Source organism: Streptomyces sp. NPDC013187, assembly GCF_042899705.1.
GTDB classification, from domain to species: domain Bacteria; phylum Actinomycetota; class Actinomycetes; order Streptomycetales; family Streptomycetaceae; genus Streptomyces; species Streptomyces hawaiiensis_A.
The window spans coordinates 386,217-407,644 of the sequence record NZ_JBIBAF010000009.1 but is presented as its reverse complement, the minus strand read 5'-3'; the positions used below and the strand labels follow the sequence as shown (position 1 = coordinate 407,644).

Below are 21,428 nucleotides of genomic sequence, written 5' to 3'. Positions count from 1 at the left end.
ATGAGACTGATCCTGCTGCGGGTCGGTGAGGGCTGGTCGCTCCCCCCCACTCTCGGCTTCGCTCGAGCGGGGGGACCCCCATCGCGGTGGTAGCCGCAGATCGAAACAGCCCCGCGCCCCTTCCGGGGCGGCGCGCCGTCGCCGACTACTCCCCAGGGAGTAATCCGCACCCGCCGTCACCCCCGGCAGTACGCGTCACCTCGCCCTCCCGCCCGACGAAAGCCGTGGTTCTCACCGGAAGTCTGGGGACCGAAGCAGACGTCACCCGGAGGGAGATCGGTCGATGAGGGCCGGAGAGACAACCACGACGAGGACGGGGCGCGGGCGAGCCGTTCCATGGGCGGTGCTCGGGTTGTGGATTGCCGTGATCGCGCTCGTTGGGCCGTTCGCGGCGAAGCTCGGCAGCGTGCAGCACGACAAGGTCACCGACTACCTGCCGGCGAGCGCGGACTCGACGCAAGTAGCGAAGATCGAGGAGAAGTTGCCCGGTGGCGAGGCCACCGAGATGTTGCTCGTCTACCACCGGGACGGCGGGCTCAGCGCAGCCGACCGGGAGACCGCGGCCGGGCAGGTCGCGGAGATCACCCGGCAGCACAAGCTGATCGGCGGTACTCCCAAGGGGATTCCGTCCAAGGACGGCACGACCCTGATGTACCCGGTCGCCAGCAACGAGCCCGGGGCGGACGAGGAGAAGCAGGACAAGCTCGTAACCGACGTTCGCAAAGTCGCCCAGGGCGAAGGCGGGCTGAGCGTCGATGTGGGCGGCACCGGCGCGCTGGACACCGACTCCGGCGCGGTCTACGACTCGCTCGGCGGACCGCTGCTCTACACCACCGTCGCCGTCGTCGCCATACTGCTGATCCTGATCTACCGCAGCCCCGTGCTGTGGCTCGTGCCCCTCGTGGTCGCCGGGATCGCCGACTACATGTCGATGGGCGTCGCCTACGGCCTCAACCAGGCCTTCGGCACGACCGTCTCGGGGCAGAGTTCGGGTGTGATGACCATCCTTGTGTTCGGGGCGGGCACGGACTACGCGCTGCTGCTCATCTCGCGCTACCGGGAGGAGCTGCGGCGCATCGAGCGACCGTACGAGGCCATGGTGGCCGCCCTGCGCGGCTGCGGGCCCGCCGTGCTCGCCTCCTCCGGCACCGTCGCCGCCGGACTGCTGTGCCTGCTCGCCGCCGACCTCAACAGCAGCAAGGGCATGGGCCCGCTCGGCGCCGTCGGAGTGCTGTGCGCGCTGATCGCGATGATGACCCTGCTCCCCGCCATCCTCGTACTGGCCGGACGGCGGGTGTTCTGGCCGCTCGTGCCCGCCTTCGGGAGCACGCCCAAGCAGCGGCGCAGTCTGTTCTCGGCGATGGGCAGCTCCGCCGGACGCAGGCCGCTGACCGTACTCGCGAGCGGTGCCGTACTGCTCGGCGTCCTCGCCCTCGGCTCGTTCAACCTGCCGGGAGCGCTCAAGCAGGAGGACTCCTTCGTCAAGAAGCCGGAGTCCGTCGTCGCGATGGAGACCCTCGCCAAGTCCTTTCCCGACAGCGGCAGCCAGCCCATCGACGTGATCACCCCGCAGGGGCGCGCCGACGAGACCCTCGCGACCGTCCGCGGCACACCGGGCGTCGGCAGCGCGGAGAAGGGGCGTACGGGAGACGGCTGGACCGAGATCTCCGTCTTCGCGAAGAGCGCACCCCAGTCGGCGGGGGAGACCGCCACCATCAAGTCCCTGCGGAAGGAACTGAAGGGCTCCTACGTCGGCGGGGACAGTGCCCAGCAGATCGACCTGGAGGTCACCAACGCCCGGGACACGAAGATCGTCGTACCGCTCGTCCTCGTCTCCGTGATGCTCATCCTGATCGGGCTGCTGCGGAGTCTGGTCGCACCGCTGCTCCTGGTGGTCGCGGTCGTCGCGGTGTGGGGCGCCTCCCTCGGGATCGGTGGACTGATCTTCGAACCGCTCCTCGGCCTCAAGGGCACCGATCCGGGGCTAGGACTGCTGTCCTTCGTGTTCCTGGTCGCCCTCGGCGTCGACTACGGCATCTTCCTCATGCACCGGATGAGGGAGGAGTCCCTGGCGGGAGCGGAACCGGCCGAGGCGGCACTCACCGCGCTGCGTACCACCGGCGGCGTCATCGCCTCCGCCGGACTGGTCCTCGCCGCGACCTTCGCCGTGCTGACGAACATGGGCCTGGTGCAGCTGGTCCAGCTCGGCTTCGTGATCGCCGTCGGCGTCCTGCTCGACACCTTCCTCGTACGGACGTATCTGGTGACCAGTGCCAGCGTCGCCCTGGGCCGGAAGGTGTGGTGGCCGGGCGTGCTCTCAAGGGAGCCCGGGCCGGCCGAACCGGCCGGGTCGAGCGGACCGGGCGGACCGACCGAGCCGCCCCGGCAGCCGGAAACCGTCAGTGCACCCTGAGCAGCTGATCGAAGACCTCGATCGAACGCTCTGATCGAGCACGCTGATCGAGCACCTTGATCCCGCGGGCCCGCCCGGGCGCCCCTCCTTCCGGAGAGGCGCCCGGGTTCCCGCACGAGTACCGGAAGATGGAGCCGTGGAAGAACGGGGAACGACCACAGGGGTACGCGACCGGTCGGCGGCGGAGACGGCGGCCGGTGGCGGCGGGCGGTCCCGTCGCGTCGAGCGCATCATGTCCGCCATCCACCGCGAACCGCTGACCGCACCGCACCGCACCCGCAACGACGCGGTCCTCGCCCTCTGCGTCGCCGTGCTCGCCGTAACCATCACCCTGACGGGCGGCGAAGGGACCCGGCCCGACCATCTCAGCTGGACGCTGCTGCTCGCCGGGCACGTGCCCCTCGTATGGCGGCGCCGCCGTCCGGTGGTGGCCCTGCTCGGGGTGGTGGCGTGCATGGCTCCGTACTACGCCCTCGACTACAACCCCGCCCTGCCCGTCCCCGCGATCGTCCTGGCGCTCTACACCGTGGCGGCGACCGGCGCCGTACGCCGCACGCTGCTCACCGGTGTCGCCGTCCTCGGCCCGACACTGATCAGCAACGGCCTCACCAACTCGGAGGGGGCGCTGGAGTCCCTGGAGATCTCCGGCTGGATCATCGCGGTCCTGTTCGTCGGTATCGCCGTCCGCTACTACCGCTTGTACGTCGCCTCCATCGTCGAGCGGGCCGAACGGGCGGAGCGCACCCGGGAGGAGGAGGCCAGGCGCCGCGTCGCCGAGGAACGGCTGCGGATGGCCCGTGACCTGCACGACCTGCTCGCCCACAGCATCACGCTCATCGGCGTGCAGACGTCCGTGGCGGCCCACGTCCTCACCGCCGACCCCGAGCGCCTCGACCGCAAGGCCGTCGCCCAGGCACTGGACGACATCGCGGGGACCTGCCGGATCGCCCGGGGGGAACTGCGTACGACGCTGGAGGTGCTGCGGGCGCATGACACGGTCGTGGGAGCGGGCGCGGATCCGGGGCCCGGTCCCGCGTCCGGTTCTGTTTCCGGGGCCGAGGACATGCGGGGGCCGCTGCCCGGGATCGACGGACTGGCCGATCTCGCGGAGACCGGCCGGGTGGCCGGGGCCAAGGTCGAACTGTCCGTCCGCGTGGACGACATCCCGCCCTCCGTGGGCGCCGCCGCGTACCGGATCGTGCAGGAGGCGCTCACCAACGCCGTACGTCACGGCGGCCGCGAGGACCTCACCGTGCGAGTGGGTCTGTGGACCGCGGACGGCGCACTGCGGGTGAGTGTCAGGGACGACGGGACGGGCGGGGACGACGGCTCGGGCGGCGGAGTGGGCCCGTCCGACGGCACGCCGGGGTTCGGGCTCATCGGAATGCGGGAGCGGGCCCGTAGCGTGGGCGGCACGCTGGACGCCGGCCCGGGGCCCGCCGAGGGCTTCGAGGTGACCGCCACACTGCCGCTGTCCCGGGAGGACGAGGTTCGATGACCATCCGCGTGCTGCTGGCCGACGACCAGAACCTCGTACGGGCCTCCTTCGCGATGCTCGTCTCGTCGGCAGGCGACATGGAGGTCGTCGCCGAGGCGGGCACCGGGCGGGAGGCCGTGGCGCTGGCCCGGTCCGCGCGGGCCGATCTCATCGTGATGGACATCCGCATGCCCGACCTCGACGGGATCGAGGCGACCCGGCTCATCGCCGCCGACGAGGATCTCGCGGGGGTGAAGGTGCTCGTCCTGACGACGTACGAGACCGACGAGCACATCGTCGAGGCACTGCGGGCCGGGGCGTCCGGCTTCCTCGTGAAGGACATCAGGCCGGCCGAACTCCTCGACGCCATCCGGACGGTGGCCGCAGGGGAGTCCCTCCTCTCACCCGGTCCCACCTCGCGGCTGATCGCCCGCTTTCTGCGCACGCCGAACACCGGGACGACATCCGCGGCGGGCGGGCCGAGCGGGCTGTCCGAACGGGAACGGCAGGTGCTCGCGCTGGTCGCGCGCGGTCTCAACAACCCCGAGATCGCCGACGCGTTGGGACTCAGCCCGCTGACCGCGAAGACCCATGTCAGCCGGATCATGGGCAAGTTGGGGGCGCGGGACCGGGCGCAACTGGTGATCGTGGCGTACGAGTCGGGGCTTGTGATACCTGGGACTGTCTGAGTTCGGGCCGACTTCGGGGCGGGTTCAGGTTGCGTTCCGGGGGGGCGGTTGTACGGTCCCTCAACTTCCTGTGGTTGCACGGGCATTGCTCTGTCCCTCGGTGCGCACCAGTCTGCGCGTTTCGCTTATGGGAGTGTCCGAAGTCTTGAGCGGAAAAGCGAAAGTTGCCTCTGAGCTGGGAAGATGAGGCTTGTCGAAGGTCTCTGTCATCGCAGCAGGAAGGCACTTTCTGCGTGCACCCTACCCAGTCGCGTCCCCAGCTCGTCGTGTCGGCCGATGGCCACGGGTGGTCAGCCATGCCGGATCCCGCTTGCTGGCCGATCTCTCCCATGTCACCAGCCTGACCAGCGCTTTCAGGGACGCACTGCGTCCACTGCGACCGCGTGGCACCGGGCACGACCCTGGCCGGATCGCGTAGATCTCGCGATCATGCTCGCCGACGGCGGCGAGGTGATGACGGACCTGGCCCTGCTGCGCGACCAGGCCGAGGTTTTCGGCCCTGTCGCCTCCACTCCGACCGCCTGGCGCCTGCTGGCCGGCATCGATTCGGCTGCACTCGCGCGCCTGCGCTCGGCAGAGCCACCGCCCGGGATGTCGCCTGGCTGCAAGCCGCCGAGACCACGGCAGTGATACCCGCTGCCCGCGCGGGTGGACGCGACCTGCCCGGTCTTATCCTGGACCTCGACGCCACCCTGGTCACCACTCACTCCGAGAAGGAGCAGGCAGCGGCGACCTACCAGCGCGGCTTCGGCTACCACCCGCTGCTGTGCTTCCTGGACAACACCGGCGAAGCCCTGGCCGGGGTACTGCGGCCGGGCAATGCCGGCGCCAACACCGCCGCCGACCACATCGCAGTCCTGGACGCTGCCTTGGCCCAGATCCCCGACGCCCACCGCCACGGCACCGGCATCCTCATCCGCGCCGACAGCGCCGGAGGCGCGAAAGTCTTCCTCGCCCACGTCCGAGCACTGCGCGAGCGGGGAATCCACACCTTCTTTCCGTCGGATACGCCGTCACCGAACCAGTCCGCCGCGCGATCCGTGCCCTGCCCGACCACCTGTGGCACCCCGCGCTGGAGCAGGACGGCACCCTGCGCACCGGCGCCGAAGTGGCAGAACTGACCGGAACGGTGGACCTGGCCGACCACCCGGACGGCACCCGGATCATCGTCCGGCGCGAGCGCCCACATCCCGGCGCCCAGTTGTCCTTGTCCGATCTCTACGAGGGCATGCGCCACCAGGTCTTCCTCACCGACACCCCCACGGCGAAGGCTCCCTGCAGCATCTGGAGGTCCGCCACCGTGCGCACGCCCGCGTCGAGTACCGCATCCGCTGCGGGCAAGAACACCGCTCTCGGCCGCTTCCCCTCCCGCCACTTCGCCGTCAACGCTGCCTGGCTGGAGCTGGCTCTGACCGCCGTCGACCTACTCGCCTGCCCCCAAGTTCCGCTACTGGATGGCGGCTTGGCCTCCGCCGAGCCGAAGAAGCTCCGCTACCGGCTGCTGCACGCAGCCGCCCGCATCACCCGCGGCGGCCGCCGCCTTCACCTGCGGATCTCCGCTACCTGGCCCTGGCGAGACGAGCTCGTCAAAGCGTTCGCCCGCCTCGCCACCCTGCTACGGCCAGCGACCTGACCGGCGCACCGTCCCCGCCCACCCACGACCCGAGGAACTGGAGCACCCGACCCGAGCGTCGGGCCTCAGCCATGCCCGCCCGACGGCAAGCGATCAACAACCACGGTTCGCCGCGATCAGCCCGGCTGATCACTCCCGACCGAAACGCGGAGGCTAGAAGAAGCCAAGCTTCTGAGGGCTGTAAGAACAAAGGATGTTCTTCGTCTGCTGGTAGTGGTCCAGCATCATCTTGTGTGTCTCGCGGCCGATGCCCGACTTCTTGTACCCGCCGAACGCCGCGTGGGCCGGGTACGCGTGGTAGCAGTTGGTCCACACGCGGCCCGCCTTGATCTCGCGGCCCAGGCGGTAGGCCGTGTTGCCGTCGCGGGTCCAGACGCCCGCGCCGAGGCCGTACAACGTGTCGTTGGCGATCTTCAGGGCCTCGTCGACCGAGTCGTACGTCGTGACCGAGACGACCGGGCCGAAGATCTCCTCCTGGAAGATCCGCATGTCGTTGGTGCCGCGGAAGATGGTCGGCTCGACGTAATAACCGCCCTCGAGGCCGGGCACCGCCCGGGGGTTTCCGCCCGTGACGACCTCCGCGCCCTCCTTCCTGCCGATGTCCAGGTAGGAAAGGATCTTCTCGTACTGGTCGTTGCTCGCCTGCGCGCCGATCATCGTGGCCGGGTCCAGCGGATCCCCGCCGACGATCGCCTCGGTGCGTTCGACACAACGGGCCATGAAGTCGTCGTAGATGGAGGAGGGGATCAGGGCGCGCGACGGGCAGGTGCAGACCTCGCCCTGGTTGAGGGCGAACATCACGAAGCCCTCGACCGCCTTGTCCAGGAAGTCGTCGTCGGCGGCCATGACGTCGGGCAGGAAGATGTTCGGGCTCTTGCCGCCCAGTTCCAGCGTGACGGGGATGATGTTCTCGCTCGCGTACTGCATGATCAGGCGGCCGGTCGTCGTCTCACCGGTGAACGCCACCTTCGCCACCCGCGGGCTGGACGCCAGCGGCTTGCCCGCCTCCACGCCGAAGCCGTTGACGACGTTGACCACGCCCGGCGGGAGAAGGTCGGCGATCAGGTCCATGACGTAGAGCAGACTGACCGGCGTCTGCTCCGCCGGTTTGATGACCACGCAGTTGCCGGCGGCCAGCGCGGGCGCGAGCTTCCACGTGGCCATGAGGATCGGGAAGTTCCAAGGGATGATCTGCCCGACCACGCCCAAGGGCTCGTGGAAGTGGTACGCGACGGTGTCGGCGTCGATCTCCGCGATGCTGCCCTCCTGCGCGCGGACGACTCCGGCGAAGTACCGGAAGTGGTCCACGGCCAGCGGGATGTCGGCGGCCAGGGTCTCGCGGACCGGCTTGCCGTTCTCCCACGTCTCGGCGACCGCGATCTTCTCCAGGTTCTCCTCGATGCGGTCCGCGATCCTGTTGAGGACGTTCGCGCGTTCCGCCGTGGACGTACGGCCCCACCCGTCGGCCGCCCGGTGCGCCGCGTCCAGGGCGAGGTCGACGTCGGCCGCTGTCGAACGGGCGACCTCGCAGAAGGCCTCGCCGGTCACCGGTGTCGGGTTCTCGAAGTAGCGGCCCTCGACCGGCGCCGTCCAGTCGCCGTCGATGAAGTTGTCGTAGCGGCGGGCGAAGGAGACGATGCTTCCTTCGGTTCCTGGCTGCGCGTACACCATGGCGGCTCTCCTGGGGAAGTGCGGGTGAGACGGTCCGTCGCCGTCCTGACGGCCCTCACTGTGCTCCCGGGGGGTTGGCGCAAGGTTGGCGTGCGCTACCGGCCCGTCAGTCGCGCAGGGCCGTCGTCAGCCGGCCCGCCGCCATGGCGCGGCGCGCGTCCTCGGGGCCGAGCAGCCGCAGTGCGTGCTCGTGGATCTCCGCGTCGTACGGAGCCCGTTCTCCGTAACGCAGGGCGTGGCCCGGGCGGGCGCTCGCCAGGACGGCCTCCCGTACCGCCACTTCGAGGCGGGTGCGCCACTCCTCGATGCCGGGTGCCTCGGAGCGGGGCAGGAGCGGGCCGCCGTAGTGGTGCAGGGCGGTGTCCGTGTCGCCCTGCTCCAGCGCGCGCAGGACGTCGGCGGCGTCGCAGGACACGGGGGTGGTGAGGGCGTAGTGGCGGGGGGATATCGCGCCGCCAAGCGCCCGGCGCAGGTGGGAGATCTCCGCCTTGAAGGTGGACGACGTGACCGGCCGGTCGCCGTACAGGGCCGAGCGCAGCCGTTCCGGGGAGAAGCCGTCGGGTTCGAGCGCGAGGAGGGTGAGGATCTCCAACTGCCGGGGGCGCAGGGGGAGTGGCCGGCCCTCGTGCACGGCTCGCTCGGTGCCCAGGCAGGTGAGCCGCAGCCGAGCCGGGCGAGACGTCTCCGTGGTCAGGCGGGCCTCGATCGTCGACACCAGGGTGCGGACGGTGGACATGGCCAGCGGGTGCGACCGGTCCCAGGTCGTGGACAGGTCCAGTACACCGAGGACGCTGCCGTCCCTGCCGTGCACAGGCGCGCAGTAACAGACCCAGCCGTGCAGGGCCGACACCAGATGCTCGGCCGAGAAGACGGAGCTGGGGCGGCCGGTGCGCAGGGCGAGGGACAGCGCGTTGGTGCCCATGGCCTGCTCGTCCCAGCGGCCGCCCGGTGCGAAGTTGACCCGCTCGGCCCTGCGGCGCATGGTCGGGCCGCCACAGGTCCACAGGATGGTTCCCGACTCGTCGGTGACCGCCGAGACGAACCCGGCGTCCTCGGCGATGCTGTGCAGCTCCCCGGAGAGAGCGGAGACCGGCCCGTACAGCGGTGACGACGTCCAGCGCTGGTGCACTCGGCCGTCGTCGGTGACGGGGGCGCTGTCGCGGGCCGGGTCGACGCTGCCCAGCGAACGCGCCCAGGACTCGCTCACCTCGTGGCGCAGTGCGGCGGTGCCGCCGGGTCGCGTGCCCGGGACGCTCAGCCGCGGCACCCAGCGGGACCACTCGTGCTCCAGCACGGCCCTGCGCTGCGTGAGGTCAGGGCGCTGTGACATGGCCTCTCCCTGCCGTCGTACCGGTTCTCGGGCTGAGGTCAGTGATACCGGAAGCGTCGACCCCGGTCGAGAATTCGGCAGGGCCCGCGGTGAGACGTTCTGAACGGGCGACCGCATGACTGGATGTTTGTCCGGTGCCCGCGTGCCGCCGTCCGGGTGACGCGTTCACTCGACCCGACGGACGGGGTCCGGCCCGCGTACCACCGGTGCGTGGCGCCGCGTTCCCCTGGCATGAACAGCACGGAGACGGCGCGGCGCCTTCCGGGGAACGACGCGGTGCCCCGCTCGTACGCCCAACTCACCAGCGGATACGCGGGACATCCGCCGATCTACGCGGCTCTGGTCGCCGAGTGGGAGGCGCGGGGCCACGCGGTTCCCGAGCACCGCGACGGCCAGTGGGTCTCCTTCGCCGCGCCGGCCGACAGCGAAACCTGGACGGCCATCCCCTCGTGGACCTCCGGCCGGCACATGGGCCCGGTCGTCCCCGGCGCCCCTCGTCCGGCTGCCACTCCTCACCCGGCTGCCACTCCTCACCCGGCGGCCGGACGGCACCCGGGCCCGGCCGCACCCGCAGGAACCCGCCCGGCCTCCGGCCGGCACCCGGGGGCGGCCGGGCCGTCGTCCGGCGCCCGCCTCACCAGCCGTCCGTCACCACCGGCTCCGCGCTGACCGGTGCCAGCACCGCGAGGGTTCCGCTGGCCTCCCGCAGGGCCGATTCGAGCGGGCCGGGGGTGTGCAGGGTGCCGGTTCCGTCCGGCGGCACGAGCCACTCCAGCCGGCCGGCGGGCCGGTACGGCGGCGGCACGGCGACCCAGGAGCCCCGGCCGACGTGCCGTACGCCGAAGCCGATCCACTCGCTGACCGGATCGGGCGGCAGGAAGAACCCCACTCTGCGCGCGGCGCAGTCCACCAGAGTGGGGCCGGGCACCTTCAGCGGATCGCGCCACAGAATGTCCAGCGCGAGCAGGCCGAGCCGGTCGGGGACGCTCAGCACGTCCCAGTACCGCCCGGCCTCCACGAGCATGGTCCCCGCGCCGTAGTCCCACTCCCGCTTGCACTCCTTGGGGTCCGTGGCGGCTGCGGCGAGCCACTCGACGGCTTGCTTCCACATGACGCTCTGCATGGCCACCCCAGGCACAGTCGGTGGCGCCGCGGTCGGGCGCGCGCTGGACACGGGCCGGATGGCCCGCGGGGTTCCGCGTGCCGCCCGGCCGTAGCCATGCTCGTAGATATTTCTACGCGTCGGAAGGGGTGGCGCGGTGTGGCGTTTGGGGCGTGCCGGTCCCGGTCGAACGAGGGCAGCCGAAGGCACGTTCCGTACAACCGCGTTCAACTTCGTGCGCGTCTCGAACGGCTGTCACCAGCGTGGGAGCTTCAACTCGTACTCCGGCCGGAACCGCTGCAGGTAACCGGTGTCGTCCCGGCTGCGCATCCCCGAGTCGACGTACCGCCGGTGCAGTCGCTCCAGCCGCTCGTGGTCGAGTTCGACTCCCAGTCCCGGCCCGGTGGGCACCTCGACCTCGCCGTCGCGCAGCTCCAGCACGCCGGGGACGATCACGTCGTCCGCGGAGTTCCACGGGTAGTGCGTGTCGCAGGAGTGGTCGAGGTTGGGGATGGCCGCGGCGACATGGGTCATCGCGGCGAGACTGATGCCCAGGTGCGAGTTGGAGTGCATCGACAGGGCGAGGCCGAACGCCTCGCACACCGCGGCCAGTTCGCGGGTGCGGCGCAGTCCGCCCCAGTAGTGGTGGTCGGTGAGCAGCACCTGGATCGCGTCCTGCTCGACGGCGGGCCTCAGATGCTCCCAGGCGATCACGCACATGTTGGTCGCGAGCGGCATGGGGGAGTCCTTCGCCACCTCCGCCATCCCGGGGATGCCCAGCGTGGGATCCTCCAAGTACTCCAGCACGCCGTCGAGTTCACGGGCGACGTACTTCGACGTCTCCACCGTCCAGGCCACGTTCGGGTCGAGCCGCAGCGGCTGCCCGGGGAAGGCCTCCGCGAGGGCGCGCATCGCGGTGATCTCCTCGTCGGGCGGGAAGACCCCGCCCTTGAGCTTGAACGACCGGAACCCGTAACGCTCCTGCATGAGCCGGGCCTGCTCGACGATGCCGGCCGGGTCGAGGGCCTCGCCCCAGTCGTCGCCGATGGCCGCACGGCCGTCGAGCGCGGGATGCTCGGCCCACTTGTAGAAGAGGTAGGCGGCGAACGGCACCGCGTCACGGACCTTCCCGCCCAGCAGGTCGCTGACCGGACGGCCGAGCAGCCTGCCCTGCGCGTCCAGGCAGGCCACCTCGACCGCCGAGGTGGTCCAGCCACGCTCGTGGGAGCTCGGCACGGTCGGCAGCAGCGCCGCGTCGATCGCGGCGGACACGGCGGTGGTGTCGAAGACGTCCATGCCGGCGACGACCTTCGCGGCGGCGTGCAGGCGCTCCAGCCGGGCCGCCCCGCCCGGCGACTCCCCGAGCCCCACCGTGCCGTCCTCCAGGACCAGTTGGAGGATGATCCGCAGGGCGAGCGGCTCGTGCACGCCGTTGGAGTTGAGCAGCGGCGGGTCGCCGAAGGCGATCGGGGTGACGATCAGCTCACGGATGCGCGTGGCACTCATGCGGCGGCCACCTCCAGGCCGTGGTCGAGGAGTTTCGCGAGCCGGGCGATGTGTTCCGGCGCCGGGTCGAGCAGGGGCGCCCGTACACCGCCGACATCCAGGCCGCGCAGGGTCACACCGGCCTTGACGAGCGACACGGCGTACCCGGGGACCTCGTCGCGCAGGGCTACCAGCGGGCCGTAGAACTCGTCGAGGAGCCGCGAGACCAGGGCGTCGTCGTCCTCCGCCAAGGCCCGGTGGAAGGCCAGGGCGATCTCCGGGGCGAAGGCGAACACCGCCGAGGAGTACAGCTCCACGCCGATGCCCTGGTAGGCGGGCGCGGTCATCTCGGCGGTGGGCAGCCCGTTGAAGAACTGGAAGTCCTCCGTGCCCGGCACGGCCCGCACCGCGCGGACGATGCGGTGCATCCGCTCGATGTCCCCGATGCCGTCCTTGAGGCCGACCACTCCGGGCAGGGCGGCGATCTCGGCGGCCGTCTCCGCTGTGAGCCGGGCGGTGCCCCGCTGGTAGAAGACGACGGGCAGGTCCGTGGCCGCGATGACCTCCTCGACGTAGCGCACCAGGCCGTGCTGCGGGGCGCTGACGAGGTAGGGCGGCAGCAGCAGGATGCCGTCGGCACCGGCGCGTTCGACGCGGGCGGCCTGGTCGCGGGCGACCGGTGTGGGGCCGCCGGCCGCGGCGAGGACCGGCACGCGTCCGGCAGTGGTCTCGACGGCGACCCGGGTGGCCCGCTCGATCTCCTCGGCGGACAACGCATGGAACTCGCCGGTGCCGCAGGCGACGAACACACCTCCCGCGCCCGCGGCGACACCCGACTCGATGTGCTGGGCCAGCCGTTCCTCGTCCAGTGATCCGTCCGCCGCGAACGGCGTGACCGGAAAGAACAGCACTCCGTGGAACTTCATGTCTCCCTCAAACGTGGGGGGTGGGTGGTCAGCCCTTGGTGGCCCCGGCGGCGATGCCGGTGACCAGCGAGCGCTGGAGGAGCAGATAGACGATCAGGCTGGGGACCAGGGCGATGACCGCACCGGCCAGCACCACCCCGGAGCCGACCTCGGGGTCGGTGCGCAGGATGGACAGGGCGACGGTGACCGTGTAGTCGGTGGGGTCCTTCGCGGCGATCAGGGGCAGCAGGTACTGGTCCCAGATCATGATGAAGCCGAGCACCCCGGCCACGCCGAGGGCGGGCTTGCACAGCGGCAGGATGACCTGCCACAGCATCCGCAGCTCGCCCACGCCGTCGATGCGGGCGGCCTCCTCGATCTCGGTGGGGATGTCCTTCATGAACTCGGTCAGCAGCATCACCGAGAAACCCCACGCGCCGAGCGGCAGGATCACGCCCCAGACCGTGCCCTTGAGGTCGACGCCGAGCACGGGAACATGTCCGAGGACCAGGGACAACGGGATGGCGATGACCTCTTCCGGGAGCATCATCGTCAGCATGAACAGGGTCAGGACCAGCGCCTGCCCGCGGAACTTGTGCCGGGCCAGCGCGTACGCGGCCAGCGTGCACACGGCGAGCTGGAGCAGCAGTCCGCCGCCCGCGATGACCAGGGAGTTGCCGAAGTAGTCCCAGATGCCCCGCTCGCCCGCCACCTGGAAGTTCAGGAGGGTCGGGTGGTGGGGGAGGAACGACAGGGTGGAACCGCTGGCCTTCTCGCTGAAGGAACCGGAGAAGATCGTCAGGAACGGTGCCGCGAAGACTCCGAGGGCGAGCAGGCAGAGCAGGACGCGCAGCGCCCAGGCGGGTCCCGGCCGGTCGTTCCAGCCGAGGGCGGTGTCGAAACGGGTGGGCGTGGTGCGCTGGTTCCCGCCGGACTTCCGCGCGGGGGAGGCGGTCACCGGGGTCCGGACGGGGTCGATGGCAGGGGCGCTCATTTCGCGTCTCCCCTCTTGCGGAGGTAGTTGACCGTGACGGTGAGCAGCAGCGTCACGCAGAGCAGGACCACGGAGGCGGCCGAGGCGCCGCCGATGTCGTTACGGGTGAAGCCGAGGGTGTATGCGCGGGTCATCCACACGTCGGTGGAGCCGGCCGGGCCGCCGCCGGTCAGGACGTACACCTCGGTGAAGACGCGCAGTCCGCGGATGGCGGCGAGGGTGAGGACGATGCCCAGGGCGGGGCGGATGGCGGGCAATGTGATGTGGCGCAGGCGCTGCCACAGCGAGACTCCGTCCATCGCGGCGGCCTCGTACAGCGAGCGGTCCACGCCCGCGAGGCCCGCGAGGATGATCACCATGTTGTACGGGGCGAGCATCCAGATGCCCATGGCCATCGTGGCCCACAGCGCCGTGTCGGGGTTGTCCAGGTAGGGCACCGGACCCAGCCCGAACAGCCCGAGACCGCTGTTGAGGAGCCCGTCGGAGGTCGGGTAGTACATCAGCCGCCACATCTCGCCGACCACCGCGGTGGCGGTGACGACCGGCAGGAACACGGCAGTGCGGATGATCTTCAGCGAGCGAGCCTGGCCCTCCAGCAGCAGTGCCAGCGCGGAGCCGACGACGATCCCGCCGAGGGACATGCCGATGCCGAGGACCAGGGTGTGGCCGATGGCGTCCTGGAAGCGGTGATCGGTCAGAACCCGCGTGTAGTTGTCGAGGCCGACCCATGTGTCGCCGAGGAAGGGCCGTACGTCGAAGAAGCTGAGCCAGACGCCCTTGCCCATCGGCAGGAACTTGAAGACGAGGGCCAGCAGCAGCCCCGGGGCGAGGAACAGCCAGGGCAGTACGGCCTTCTTGCCGACGAGCCGGGCTCTGCGCGGCCCGGGTGTCGTCACGGTCGCGGTCATTTCAACAGCTCCTGGTCCTTGAGGTCACCGGCGAGGGTGTCGTTGAGTTCCTTCAGGCCGGAGCGGACGTCGCTGCCGCAGTAGGTGAAGATCGCGTTGAGCGCGTCGGCGGTGTCCTGCTTGATCGGGGCGAAGTCGGGCGCGTTGGGGAACTGCACCGAAGCGGTCTCGTACGCCTTCTGCACCACGCTCCAGCGGGGGTCGTGGCGCACTTCGGCCGCGTCGAGCGTGGAGTTGACCGGGATGCGCACGACGGGCTGGTGGTCGCCGGTCATGGCGAGTTCCTGACCCTCGGGGGAGACGAGGAACGCGGCGAGGGTCTGCTCCTGCTTCGCCTTGCCGGTCCTGGCGCCGAAGTAGATGTTCTCGCCGTCGGCCAGCACGTCGTTGTTGCCGGCCGGGCCCGAGGGGGCCGGTAGCACCTCGTACCTGTCCTTGCCGAGCGCCTTGTCGAACGTGGAGATGTTGTACGGGCCGGTGAGGTACATCCCGGCGTTGCCGTCCTGGAAGTTGGTGGTGTTCGCGGTGACGGAGGTCAGGGCGCTGGGCTGGATGACACCGTTGTCACCGCAGAAGAGGTTCTTCTTCATCCAGGTGACGGTGCGCAGGGCCGCCGCCGAGTCCATGGCGGGCCGGTAGCCCGACCCCTCCTTCCGGAGGATCCGCACACCGCCCTGCCACAGATAGCTGGCGCCCCACCAGGCGACGTAGCCGTTCTGCGCGCTGCCCGGGACGACCATGCCGTAGGTGTCCTTCTTGCCGTCCCCGTCCGGATCACGGGTGGCGAAGGCCTGGGCGAGGGCGAGGGTGTCCTGCCAGGTCTTCGGCTGCGGCAGGCCGAGTTTCTCGCGCCAGTCCTTGCGGACGAACAGCGTCATGGCCTGGCGGGAGTACGGGATGCCGTAGTGCCTGCCGTCGCGGCCCACGGTGGACGACCAGGACTTGGCGGTGATCTCGTCGTGGCCCGCTATGGAGGCCGGGGTGACGGGCTTCAGCAGACCCTGGGACTGGTAACTGCCCATCAGGGCCGTGTCGTTGATCATGACGTCCGGCAGGTCCTTGACGGACGCGCGGCTCTGGAGCTGCTGGTCGAAGTTCATGACCGGCTGGTAGTCGATCTTGATGCCGGTCTTCTTGGTGAAGGCGGCGAACACCCGGTCGTAGGTCTTGGCGGACTCCGGATCGCTCCGGGTCCACACCTCCAGGGTGTTCGGGTCGCCGGCCCGGGCGCTGCCGGAACCGGAACCGCAGCCGGCCGTTCCGAAGAGGAGCCCCGAGACGGCGAGTGTGGCAGCCAGGCGGAGACTTCGTCGGCGATCCCGCATGGGTGGTTCTCCGTTCATATTCGTGAACCCGCTTCACGAATCTAAATGATCGGCCAAGCTACGGATCGTTTCCGCGCCATGTCAAGACATGGCCGAAAGATTTCACCGACGTCACACGACGCCCGGGACACGGGGAGAACGGCGACGGCCCCCACCGGATCATCCGGTGGGGGCCGTCCGAAAAGTCAGGGGTCCTCGGGTCAGGCCTGGCGCTCGGCGTTCTTCTTCTTGATCCGCGCCGCTTCCTTGCGGACCTCTGCCTGGGTGGTGCGCTCCCGCTCCAGCCACTCGGGGCCTTCCTGCTTCAGCGCCTCGATCTGCTCGGTGGTGAGGGGCTCGGTGACGCCCGCGCGGGCGAGGCCGGCGATGGAGACGCCGAGCTTGGCGGCGACCACCGGGCGGGGGTGCGGGCCGTTGCGCCGCAGGTCCTGCAGCCACTGCGGGGGGTTCGCCTGGAGCTCGTTCAGCTCGGCGCGCGAAACGACGCCCTCCTGGAACTCGGCGGGTGTGGCCTCGAGGTACACACCCAGTTTCTTCGCCGCTGTCGCGGGCTTCATCGTCTGGGTGCTCTGGTGCGACGTCATGGCTCCCAGGGTATCGAGCGTGTGCACGACCCCTGACCACGCCCGGTAACCTGGCGAGGTGACAGGCTCGGATGCAACCCCCTCGTTCCGGCTCGCCTACGTCCCCGGAGTGATGCCCGACAAGTGGGTGCGCATCTGGAACGAGCGGCAGCCCGACGTCCCGCTGGTTCTCACGCAGGTGCCCGCAGGGGAGGTGGCCGAGCGGCTGCTGGGCGGGGACGCCGACGCGGGCCTCGTCCGCACGCCGGTGGACCGGACGGTCTTCAGCGCGATTCCCCTCTACACCGAGCAGACGGTCGTCGTGGTGCCCAAGGACCACCTGGTCACGGCCGTCGACGAGGTGGCGCCGGAGGACCTGGCCGACGACATCGTGCTGCACCCGCTCGACGACGTCCTCGAGTGGGAGACCCTCCCCGGGCGTCCCGCCCTAGAACGGCCCGCCACCACCGCCGACGCCGTCGAACTCGTCGCAGCCGGCATCGGCGTCCTCGTGGTCCCGCTGTCGCTCGCCCGTCTGCACCACCGCAAGGACCTCACCCACCGGCCCCTCACGGACGCTCCCGAGTCCAGCGTGGCCCTCTCCTGGCCCGAGGACGCGAAGACGGACCAGGTCGAGGACTTCATCGGCATCGTCCGCGGCCGCACGGTCAACAGCACGCGGGGGCGCCAGCAGCCCCCGGCACGGGCCCGGTCCACGGACGCGACCCGGGGCGGCGCCCAGCGAAAGCCGGTGCCCGGCAAGTCGGCGGCCGGCAAGTCGGCGGGGGCGAAGCGCACGGGGAAGAGCGGGAGCGGCACACCCAAGGGCAACAAGCGCGGCAAACCCCGCCGCCGCTCGTAGTACCAGGGCCTGCCGTCGTTCGTGGTGCCCGAACCGGCCGTGGTTCGTGGCGCCAGGGCCTGCCGTCGTTCGTGGTGCCCGAACCGGCCGCCGCTCGTAGTACCAGGGCCTGCCGTCGTTCGTGGTGCCCGAACCGGCCGTGGTTCGTGGGTGCCCGCGTCAGCCGTCGTTCTGATACCGCGTCAGCCGTGGTTCGCGGTGCGAGGCGGCGGACGGACCGCAGCCCCGCACGCGTACCCGTATCCGCTCAGCCGGCCGACGGAGAAGGCGCCGGCGCCCCGTAGGACGGATTGGGGGCGACCGTCTGGAAGTCCTTCAGGTCCTCGGGGATCGGCAGCACGCGAACCGGCGCACCCTGCTGCGGCGGCGGCGGTGTCGTCTGCTCCTGGGGCAGCTTGGGCGGAGCGGTGATCTGGAAGCTGACCTGCTCCTGGTTGATCAGGCCGGTCTTCTCCAGCACCGTGATGTGGTCGAGCACGGTGTCGTTGGTCGTGTCGGCGAGCTCCCGCACGAGGCTGTTCCGGGTGGTCGCCCGGATCTTGGCGATCGTCGGGAAGATGCCCCCGTGCGCGACGCGCATGATGGTCACGGCCGTCGACTCGAACTCCTTGCCGGTGCTGCCTTCGGCCGTCGCCACGAACTGCTGCTGCTGTGGCGACGGCTCGTTCGGCAGGGTGATGCCGAGGTCCGTGGATATCTTGCGGCAGCCCGCGTCGAGCCGGCCGTGTCCCACGAGCAGGTGCTTGGAGACTTCCTGCATCTCCGGCGACGTGCTCCGCTGCTTGATCAGCTGCCCCAGCGGGTACTCCCACAGTCCGGCCGCGCGCACGCGCACCACGAAGTCGCGGTCCGCCTCGGTCAGCGGACCCCACTGGGTGTTGGCGATGATGCGGTCCTGGCCGGAAGCGGCGTTCTCCACGCCCAGCATGCTCGGGTAGGCGAGCGCGGTGAGCGTAAGGATCAACGCACCGCCCACGAACGCGGTTCCTGCCGTGCTGCGCGAGATGCGCATCGTGCCTCCTGGGATATGAACGGCCCAACACCGAGAGGTACGGACGCCGCGGGCGAAACAATCACCCCTGCCGCAAAAAAGTTCGCGGAGCCCGCACGCCTTGGTCCGTGTACGGGACGGGAGAGACCAGATCAGGACAGGTCGGCCGAACCGATCAGCCAGTCGTACGCCGACCGTGCCGTGAACTGCTCCTGGCCACCCGGCAGGAGCAGGCCCGCGGTGGCGAACTCCGGTGCGTCCGCCTGGGCCGGGACGTACGGGACCGCGATGCAGCGCATACCGGCCGCGTGCGCGGCGGCGGCGCCCGGAGCGGCGTCCTCCAGCACGACACAGTCGGACGGGGCCGCGCCGAGCCTGCGGGCCGCCTCCAGGAAGACGTCCGGAGCCGGCTTGCCGTGCGCAACCTCGTCGGCGGAGACCACGGTGTGCAGGCGCGCGTCCAGCCCGGTTCCGGTCAGCACCGCCGCGATGGCCTCCGGCGACGAGCCCGAGGCCACGGCCATGGGCACGCCCTCGGTGGCCAGCAGCTCGACGAACGCGCGCATCTCCGGGTAGGCGCGCGTGGCACTGCGCGCCAACTCCAGGTAGTGGCGGTTCTTCACGGCGAGCAGTTCCCCGACCGAGGCGGGCAGGTCGTAGCGGTCCTTCCAGTCCGCGACCGTCTCCTGCGTGCTGATGCCGACGTACCGCTCGTGGTCCGCCCAGGTGAAGTCCGCGACGCCGTACTCGGCGAGCGTCCGGCGGCCCGCCTCGTAGTAGTTCGGCTCGCTGTCCACGAGTGTTCCGTCGAGATCGAAGATGACTGACATTCCGCGGAGCCTGCTCATGCCGCCATGCTCTCAAAGATCACCCGCGGGCCGACCGCCCGATGGACTCCACCAGCGGCAGCATGCGGTGGGACACGCGCTCGCGCAGGGCGACCTCGGTACGGGTGCGCACCACCCCGGGCATGCTGATCAGCTTCTGGACGACGTCCTCCAGATGTGCGTTGTCCCGGGCCACCACCCGGGCCAGCAGATCCCCGCCCCCCGTGATCGAGAACGCCTCCACGATCTCCGGCACCGCCGCCAGAGCGTCACCCACCTCGTCGAGATGACCCTGGGTGACCTCGATGTGGACGAAGGCGAGCACGGGATGCCCGAGCGCGGCGGGGGAGAGGGCCGGTGCCGTGCCGGTGATCACGCCGTCGCGCTCCAGCCGGTCGAGCCGGGCCTGGAGGGTGCCCCGGGCGACGCCCAGGATCCGGGCGTACTCGCGCACGCTGGTACGCGGCTGCTCCAGCAGCAGCCGCAGGATGCGGGTGTCGAGCTCGTCCACGGGCATGGCGCCTCCTCCTCGTCCGTTGGCTCTGCCGCGGCCGTTCATCGGTCGCTCGGACTGCACCAATGGCCCAGTCTAAAAGGTGCCGGTTGAGCCACTGGCCCCCGGGATGCTGATATGGACCCGTCGATGGCGCTGCGGACCCCGCGGCGCCTTTTTCATGCGTGCTCATGGCCGGTCGTGCGAGAGGGGCGGTAAGCGGTGCTGAAGAGCGTGTTCATGGCTCCGGATCCGGGGCGGACGCGGCTGCGGTTCGCTGCGCGTGCCGTGCTCGGCATCGCGCTCGCGGTCGCCGTGTGCGGCCTCGCCGGGCATTCCCTCGCGGGTGCCGTCACCGGCGGCCTCGCCGCCCTGCTCGCCCTGTTCACCGTCACCGACGCCACGGTCCGCGGGCAGGCCGTCACGACCGCCCTGCTGCCCGCGGTCGGCCTGCCCGTACTCACCGCCGCGGCGGAGCTGCACGACCACCCGGTGGCCAGGGACCTCACCTTCCTCGCCGTCGTCGGCGCGGGCGTCTACGCCCGTCGCTGGGGCCCGCGCGGGCACAGTCTCGGCGTGTTCGCGTTCATGACCTTCTTCGTGGCGCAGTTCCTGCACGCCACCACCGGCCAGCTGCCCCAGCTGTACGCCGCGGTCCTGCTGTCGGTCCTCGCCGCCGCCGCGGTGCGTTTCGGCCTCTGGTGCTACGAGCGCCGTCTCCCCCCGCCGGCCGTGCCCGTTCCGCCGGGCGGCACCGGGCTGGCCCGGGTGACCACCCGCCAGGCGATCCAGGCCACCGCCGGGGCCGGCTTCGCCCTCGTCGTGGGCCAGCTGGTGTCCGGGCAGCGCTGGTACTGGGCCGTCGGCGCCACCTGGTGGATCTTCGTCAACACCACCTCGCGCGGCGAGACCCTGGTCCGCGGCTTCCGGCGGCTGCTCGGCACGGTCATCGGCATCGCCCTCGGTCTACTCGTGGCCGTGCCCGTGCACGGCGACCCGGTCGTCACGGCCGCGCTGGCCGCCGTCTGCGTGTTCGGCATCTTCTACACCGCCGCCGTGTCCTACACGTGGATGATGCTCTGGGTCACCCTCCTCGCCGGACTGCTCTACGGCCTCCTCGGCGTGCTCGGCCCCGGCCTGCTCGCCCTGCGGCTCGCCGAGACCGGTGTCGGGGCGCTCGGCGCCGCCCTGGCCGTGGTCCTCGTCCTGCCCGTGACCACCCACAGCGTCACCGACGCCTGGATCCGGCGGGCCCTGCGCTGCGTGCATGCCTGCGCCGTCGAGACCGCCCGGCGCCTGGCGGGCGTGGCGGACGCCGACCCGGCCCCGCGGGTGGCGGAGCTGGAGCAGCTCCTCACCCGGGTGCGGCTCTCGGTCGCCCCGCTCGTGCACCCGCTGAACCCGATGCTCGGCCGCAAGCGGCGGGCCCGGCACGTGCTGGACCTCCTCGACGACTGCGCCCGCGAGATCCGTGGTCTGGTCGCCGTCGCGGCGGACCCGGAGGCCTCCCACGACGCCCGTCTCGCCACGGCCTGCCGGCGGGTGGAGGCCGCTGTGGAGGCCCTCACCGAGGGCAGGGAGATCGCGGTCGACGCGGACGGCCCGCCCCACGCGGAACCCGCCCTGGCCCATCTGCACGGCCTGGAGCGAGCCCTGGCCGGTCTGGCCCGCCCCCTGCGCACCCCGTCGGGCTCACCGCTGGTGGGCGCCTGAGGGACCGTGAGGACGTGCGCGGCCCTGCGCCGGCCGGGTACCGACGT

21 protein-coding genes are annotated in these 21,428 nt (G+C 70.9%); 9 read left to right on the top strand and 12 right to left on the bottom strand.

Features of this window, described 5'->3' with window-relative positions; all coding sequences use genetic code 11:
- Positions 1 to 283 precede the first annotated feature (283 nt).
- The 6 genes from ACFY5B_RS21790 (at position 284) to ACFY5B_RS21765 (ending at position 6,212) form a co-directional block, all read left to right on the top strand.
- Entirely contained in the window at positions 284 to 2,413 is a 2,130-nt protein-coding gene (locus ACFY5B_RS21790; RefSeq protein ID WP_389971575.1) for an MMPL family transporter, read from the top strand.
- A gap of 136 nt (positions 2,414 to 2,549) precedes the next feature.
- A complete protein-coding gene (locus tag ACFY5B_RS21785; protein WP_389971574.1) occupies positions 2,550 to 3,911 on the top strand; it encodes a sensor histidine kinase in 1,362 nt (453 codons plus the stop codon).
- Complete coding sequence (locus ACFY5B_RS21780; protein WP_389971572.1) at positions 3,908 to 4,579, top strand: response regulator; 672 nt, start codon at positions 3,908 to 3,910, stop codon at positions 4,577 to 4,579. The genes ACFY5B_RS21785 and ACFY5B_RS21780 overlap by 4 nt, the downstream gene beginning before the upstream one ends.
- Positions 4,580 to 5,008: 429 nt before the next feature.
- Positions 5,009 to 5,209, top strand: a complete 201-nt coding sequence (locus ACFY5B_RS21775) for a hypothetical protein (protein ID WP_389971570.1) — start codon at positions 5,009 to 5,011, stop codon at positions 5,207 to 5,209.
- Complete coding sequence (locus tag ACFY5B_RS21770; RefSeq protein WP_389971568.1) at positions 5,206 to 5,700, top strand: transposase; 495 nt, start codon at positions 5,206 to 5,208, stop codon at positions 5,698 to 5,700. The genes ACFY5B_RS21775 and ACFY5B_RS21770 overlap by 4 nt, the downstream gene beginning before the upstream one ends.
- A complete protein-coding gene (locus tag ACFY5B_RS21765) occupies positions 5,616 to 6,212 on the top strand; it encodes a transposase (protein ID WP_389971648.1) in 597 nt (198 codons plus the stop codon). The genes ACFY5B_RS21770 and ACFY5B_RS21765 overlap by 85 nt, the downstream gene beginning before the upstream one ends.
- 153 nt (positions 6,213 to 6,365) lie before the next feature.
- On the opposite strand, the gene adh is transcribed toward ACFY5B_RS21765, so the two are convergent.
- Positions 6,366 to 7,883, bottom strand: a complete 1,518-nt coding sequence (gene adh / locus ACFY5B_RS21760) for an aldehyde dehydrogenase (protein ID WP_389971566.1) — start codon at positions 7,881 to 7,883, stop codon at positions 6,366 to 6,368.
- A 106-nt stretch (positions 7,884 to 7,989) separates the two neighbouring features.
- Entirely contained in the window at positions 7,990 to 9,213 is a 1,224-nt protein-coding gene (locus ACFY5B_RS21755) for a transcriptional regulator (RefSeq protein WP_389971564.1), read from the bottom strand.
- Positions 9,214 to 9,444: 231 nt separating this feature from the next.
- Here ACFY5B_RS21755 and ACFY5B_RS21750 point away from each other — a divergent pair, with 231 nt between their 5' ends.
- Positions 9,445 to 9,882, top strand: a complete 438-nt coding sequence (locus tag ACFY5B_RS21750) for a hypothetical protein (protein ID WP_389971562.1) — start codon at positions 9,445 to 9,447, stop codon at positions 9,880 to 9,882.
- On the opposite strand, the gene ACFY5B_RS21745 is transcribed toward ACFY5B_RS21750, so the two are convergent.
- The 7 genes from ACFY5B_RS21745 to ACFY5B_RS21715 all read right to left on the bottom strand — a co-directional run bounded on the left by ACFY5B_RS21745 (position 9,848) and on the right by ACFY5B_RS21715 (position 16,516).
- Positions 9,848 to 10,336 carry a hypothetical protein gene (locus ACFY5B_RS21745; RefSeq protein WP_389971646.1) on the bottom strand — a complete coding sequence of 163 codons (489 nt, stop codon included), beginning with the start codon at positions 10,334 to 10,336 and terminating at the stop codon, positions 9,848 to 9,850. The two genes, ACFY5B_RS21750 and ACFY5B_RS21745, sit on opposite strands and share 35 nt — an antisense overlap.
- Positions 10,337 to 10,570: 234 nt before the next feature.
- The gene (locus ACFY5B_RS21740) at positions 10,571 to 11,821 is read right to left on the bottom strand and encodes a glucarate dehydratase family protein (RefSeq protein WP_389971560.1); all 1,251 of its coding nucleotides are present in this window, start codon (positions 11,819 to 11,821) and stop codon (positions 10,571 to 10,573) included.
- Complete coding sequence (locus ACFY5B_RS21735) at positions 11,818 to 12,726, bottom strand: 5-dehydro-4-deoxyglucarate dehydratase (RefSeq protein ID WP_389971558.1); 909 nt, start codon at positions 12,724 to 12,726, stop codon at positions 11,818 to 11,820. The genes ACFY5B_RS21740 and ACFY5B_RS21735 overlap by 4 nt, the downstream gene beginning before the upstream one ends.
- A gap of 28 nt (positions 12,727 to 12,754) precedes the next feature.
- Positions 12,755 to 13,699, bottom strand: coding sequence for a carbohydrate ABC transporter permease (locus ACFY5B_RS21730; protein ID WP_389971556.1), 945 nt, complete (start codon positions 13,697 to 13,699; stop codon positions 12,755 to 12,757).
- Positions 13,696 to 14,607, bottom strand: a complete 912-nt coding sequence (locus ACFY5B_RS21725; protein WP_389971554.1) for a carbohydrate ABC transporter permease — start codon at positions 14,605 to 14,607, stop codon at positions 13,696 to 13,698. The genes ACFY5B_RS21730 and ACFY5B_RS21725 overlap by 4 nt, the downstream gene beginning before the upstream one ends.
- Positions 14,604 to 15,932 (bottom strand): sugar ABC transporter substrate-binding protein, encoded by a 1,329-nt coding sequence (locus ACFY5B_RS21720; protein WP_389971552.1) that lies wholly within the window; start codon positions 15,930 to 15,932, stop codon positions 14,604 to 14,606. Before ACFY5B_RS21720 ends, ACFY5B_RS21725 begins: the two co-directional genes overlap by 4 nt.
- Before the next feature lie 200 nt (positions 15,933 to 16,132).
- Positions 16,133 to 16,516: a DUF5997 family protein gene (locus ACFY5B_RS21715; RefSeq protein WP_389971550.1), complete on the bottom strand. Its 384-nt coding sequence runs from the start codon at positions 16,514 to 16,516 to the stop codon at positions 16,133 to 16,135.
- Positions 16,517 to 16,574: 58 nt separating this feature from the next.
- On the opposite strand from ACFY5B_RS21715, the gene ACFY5B_RS21710 reads away from it, so the two are divergent.
- Entirely contained in the window at positions 16,575 to 17,357 is a 783-nt protein-coding gene (locus ACFY5B_RS21710; protein WP_389971548.1) for a LysR family transcriptional regulator substrate-binding protein, read from the top strand.
- A 247-nt stretch (positions 17,358 to 17,604) separates the two neighbouring features.
- Here ACFY5B_RS21710 and ACFY5B_RS21705 read toward each other — a convergent pair whose 3' ends face one another.
- The 3 genes from ACFY5B_RS21705 to ACFY5B_RS21695 form a co-directional block, all read right to left on the bottom strand.
- Positions 17,605 to 18,369 (bottom strand): DUF4142 domain-containing protein, encoded by a 765-nt coding sequence (locus ACFY5B_RS21705; RefSeq protein ID WP_389971546.1) that lies wholly within the window; start codon positions 18,367 to 18,369, stop codon positions 17,605 to 17,607.
- 131 nt (positions 18,370 to 18,500) lie between these two features.
- Positions 18,501 to 19,196: an HAD family hydrolase gene (locus tag ACFY5B_RS21700; protein ID WP_389971544.1), complete on the bottom strand. Its 696-nt coding sequence runs from the start codon at positions 19,194 to 19,196 to the stop codon at positions 18,501 to 18,503.
- Positions 19,197 to 19,215: 19 nt separating this feature from the next.
- Positions 19,216 to 19,692: an Lrp/AsnC family transcriptional regulator gene (locus tag ACFY5B_RS21695; RefSeq protein ID WP_031111300.1), complete on the bottom strand. Its 477-nt coding sequence runs from the start codon at positions 19,690 to 19,692 to the stop codon at positions 19,216 to 19,218.
- Positions 19,693 to 19,890: 198 nt separating this feature from the next.
- On the opposite strand from ACFY5B_RS21695, the gene ACFY5B_RS21690 reads away from it, so the two are divergent.
- On the top strand, positions 19,891 to 21,381 hold the full coding sequence (locus tag ACFY5B_RS21690) for an FUSC family protein (RefSeq protein ID WP_389971542.1): 1,491 nt from the start codon (positions 19,891 to 19,893) through the stop codon (positions 21,379 to 21,381).
- Positions 21,382 to 21,428: the final 47 nt, after the last annotated feature.

Excerpts from the sequence above, each read along its gene's own strand:
- ACFY5B_RS21790 (WP_389971575.1), top strand. The coding sequence starts at position 284 with ATGAGGGCCGGAGAGACAACCACGACGAGGACGGGGCGCGGGCGAGCC.
- ACFY5B_RS21780 (WP_389971572.1), top strand. The coding sequence starts at position 3,908 with ATGACCATCCGCGTGCTGCTGGCCGACGACCAGAACCTCGTACGGGCC.
- ACFY5B_RS21775 (WP_389971570.1), top strand. The coding sequence starts at position 5,009 with ATGCTCGCCGACGGCGGCGAGGTGATGACGGACCTGGCCCTGCTGCGC.
- adh (WP_389971566.1), bottom strand. The coding sequence starts at position 7,883 with ATGGTGTACGCGCAGCCAGGAACCGAAGGAAGCATCGTCTCCTTCGCC.
- ACFY5B_RS21755 (WP_389971564.1), bottom strand. The coding sequence starts at position 9,213 with ATGTCACAGCGCCCTGACCTCACGCAGCGCAGGGCCGTGCTGGAGCAC.
- ACFY5B_RS21750 (WP_389971562.1), top strand. The coding sequence starts at position 9,445 with ATGAACAGCACGGAGACGGCGCGGCGCCTTCCGGGGAACGACGCGGTG.
- ACFY5B_RS21745 (WP_389971646.1), bottom strand. The coding sequence starts at position 10,336 with ATGCAGAGCGTCATGTGGAAGCAAGCCGTCGAGTGGCTCGCCGCAGCC.
- ACFY5B_RS21740 (WP_389971560.1), bottom strand. The coding sequence starts at position 11,821 with ATGAGTGCCACGCGCATCCGTGAGCTGATCGTCACCCCGATCGCCTTC.
- ACFY5B_RS21735 (WP_389971558.1), bottom strand. The coding sequence starts at position 12,726 with ATGAAGTTCCACGGAGTGCTGTTCTTTCCGGTCACGCCGTTCGCGGCG.
- ACFY5B_RS21730 (WP_389971556.1), bottom strand. The coding sequence starts at position 13,699 with ATGAGCGCCCCTGCCATCGACCCCGTCCGGACCCCGGTGACCGCCTCC.
- ACFY5B_RS21725 (WP_389971554.1), bottom strand. The coding sequence starts at position 14,607 with ATGACCGCGACCGTGACGACACCCGGGCCGCGCAGAGCCCGGCTCGTC.
- ACFY5B_RS21720 (WP_389971552.1), bottom strand. The coding sequence starts at position 15,932 with ATGCGGGATCGCCGACGAAGTCTCCGCCTGGCTGCCACACTCGCCGTC.
- ACFY5B_RS21715 (WP_389971550.1), bottom strand. The coding sequence starts at position 16,516 with ATGACGTCGCACCAGAGCACCCAGACGATGAAGCCCGCGACAGCGGCG.
- ACFY5B_RS21705 (WP_389971546.1), bottom strand. The coding sequence starts at position 18,369 with ATGCGCATCTCGCGCAGCACGGCAGGAACCGCGTTCGTGGGCGGTGCG.
- ACFY5B_RS21700 (WP_389971544.1), bottom strand. The coding sequence starts at position 19,196 with ATGAGCAGGCTCCGCGGAATGTCAGTCATCTTCGATCTCGACGGAACA.
- ACFY5B_RS21695 (WP_031111300.1), bottom strand. The coding sequence starts at position 19,692 with ATGCCCGTGGACGAGCTCGACACCCGCATCCTGCGGCTGCTGCTGGAG.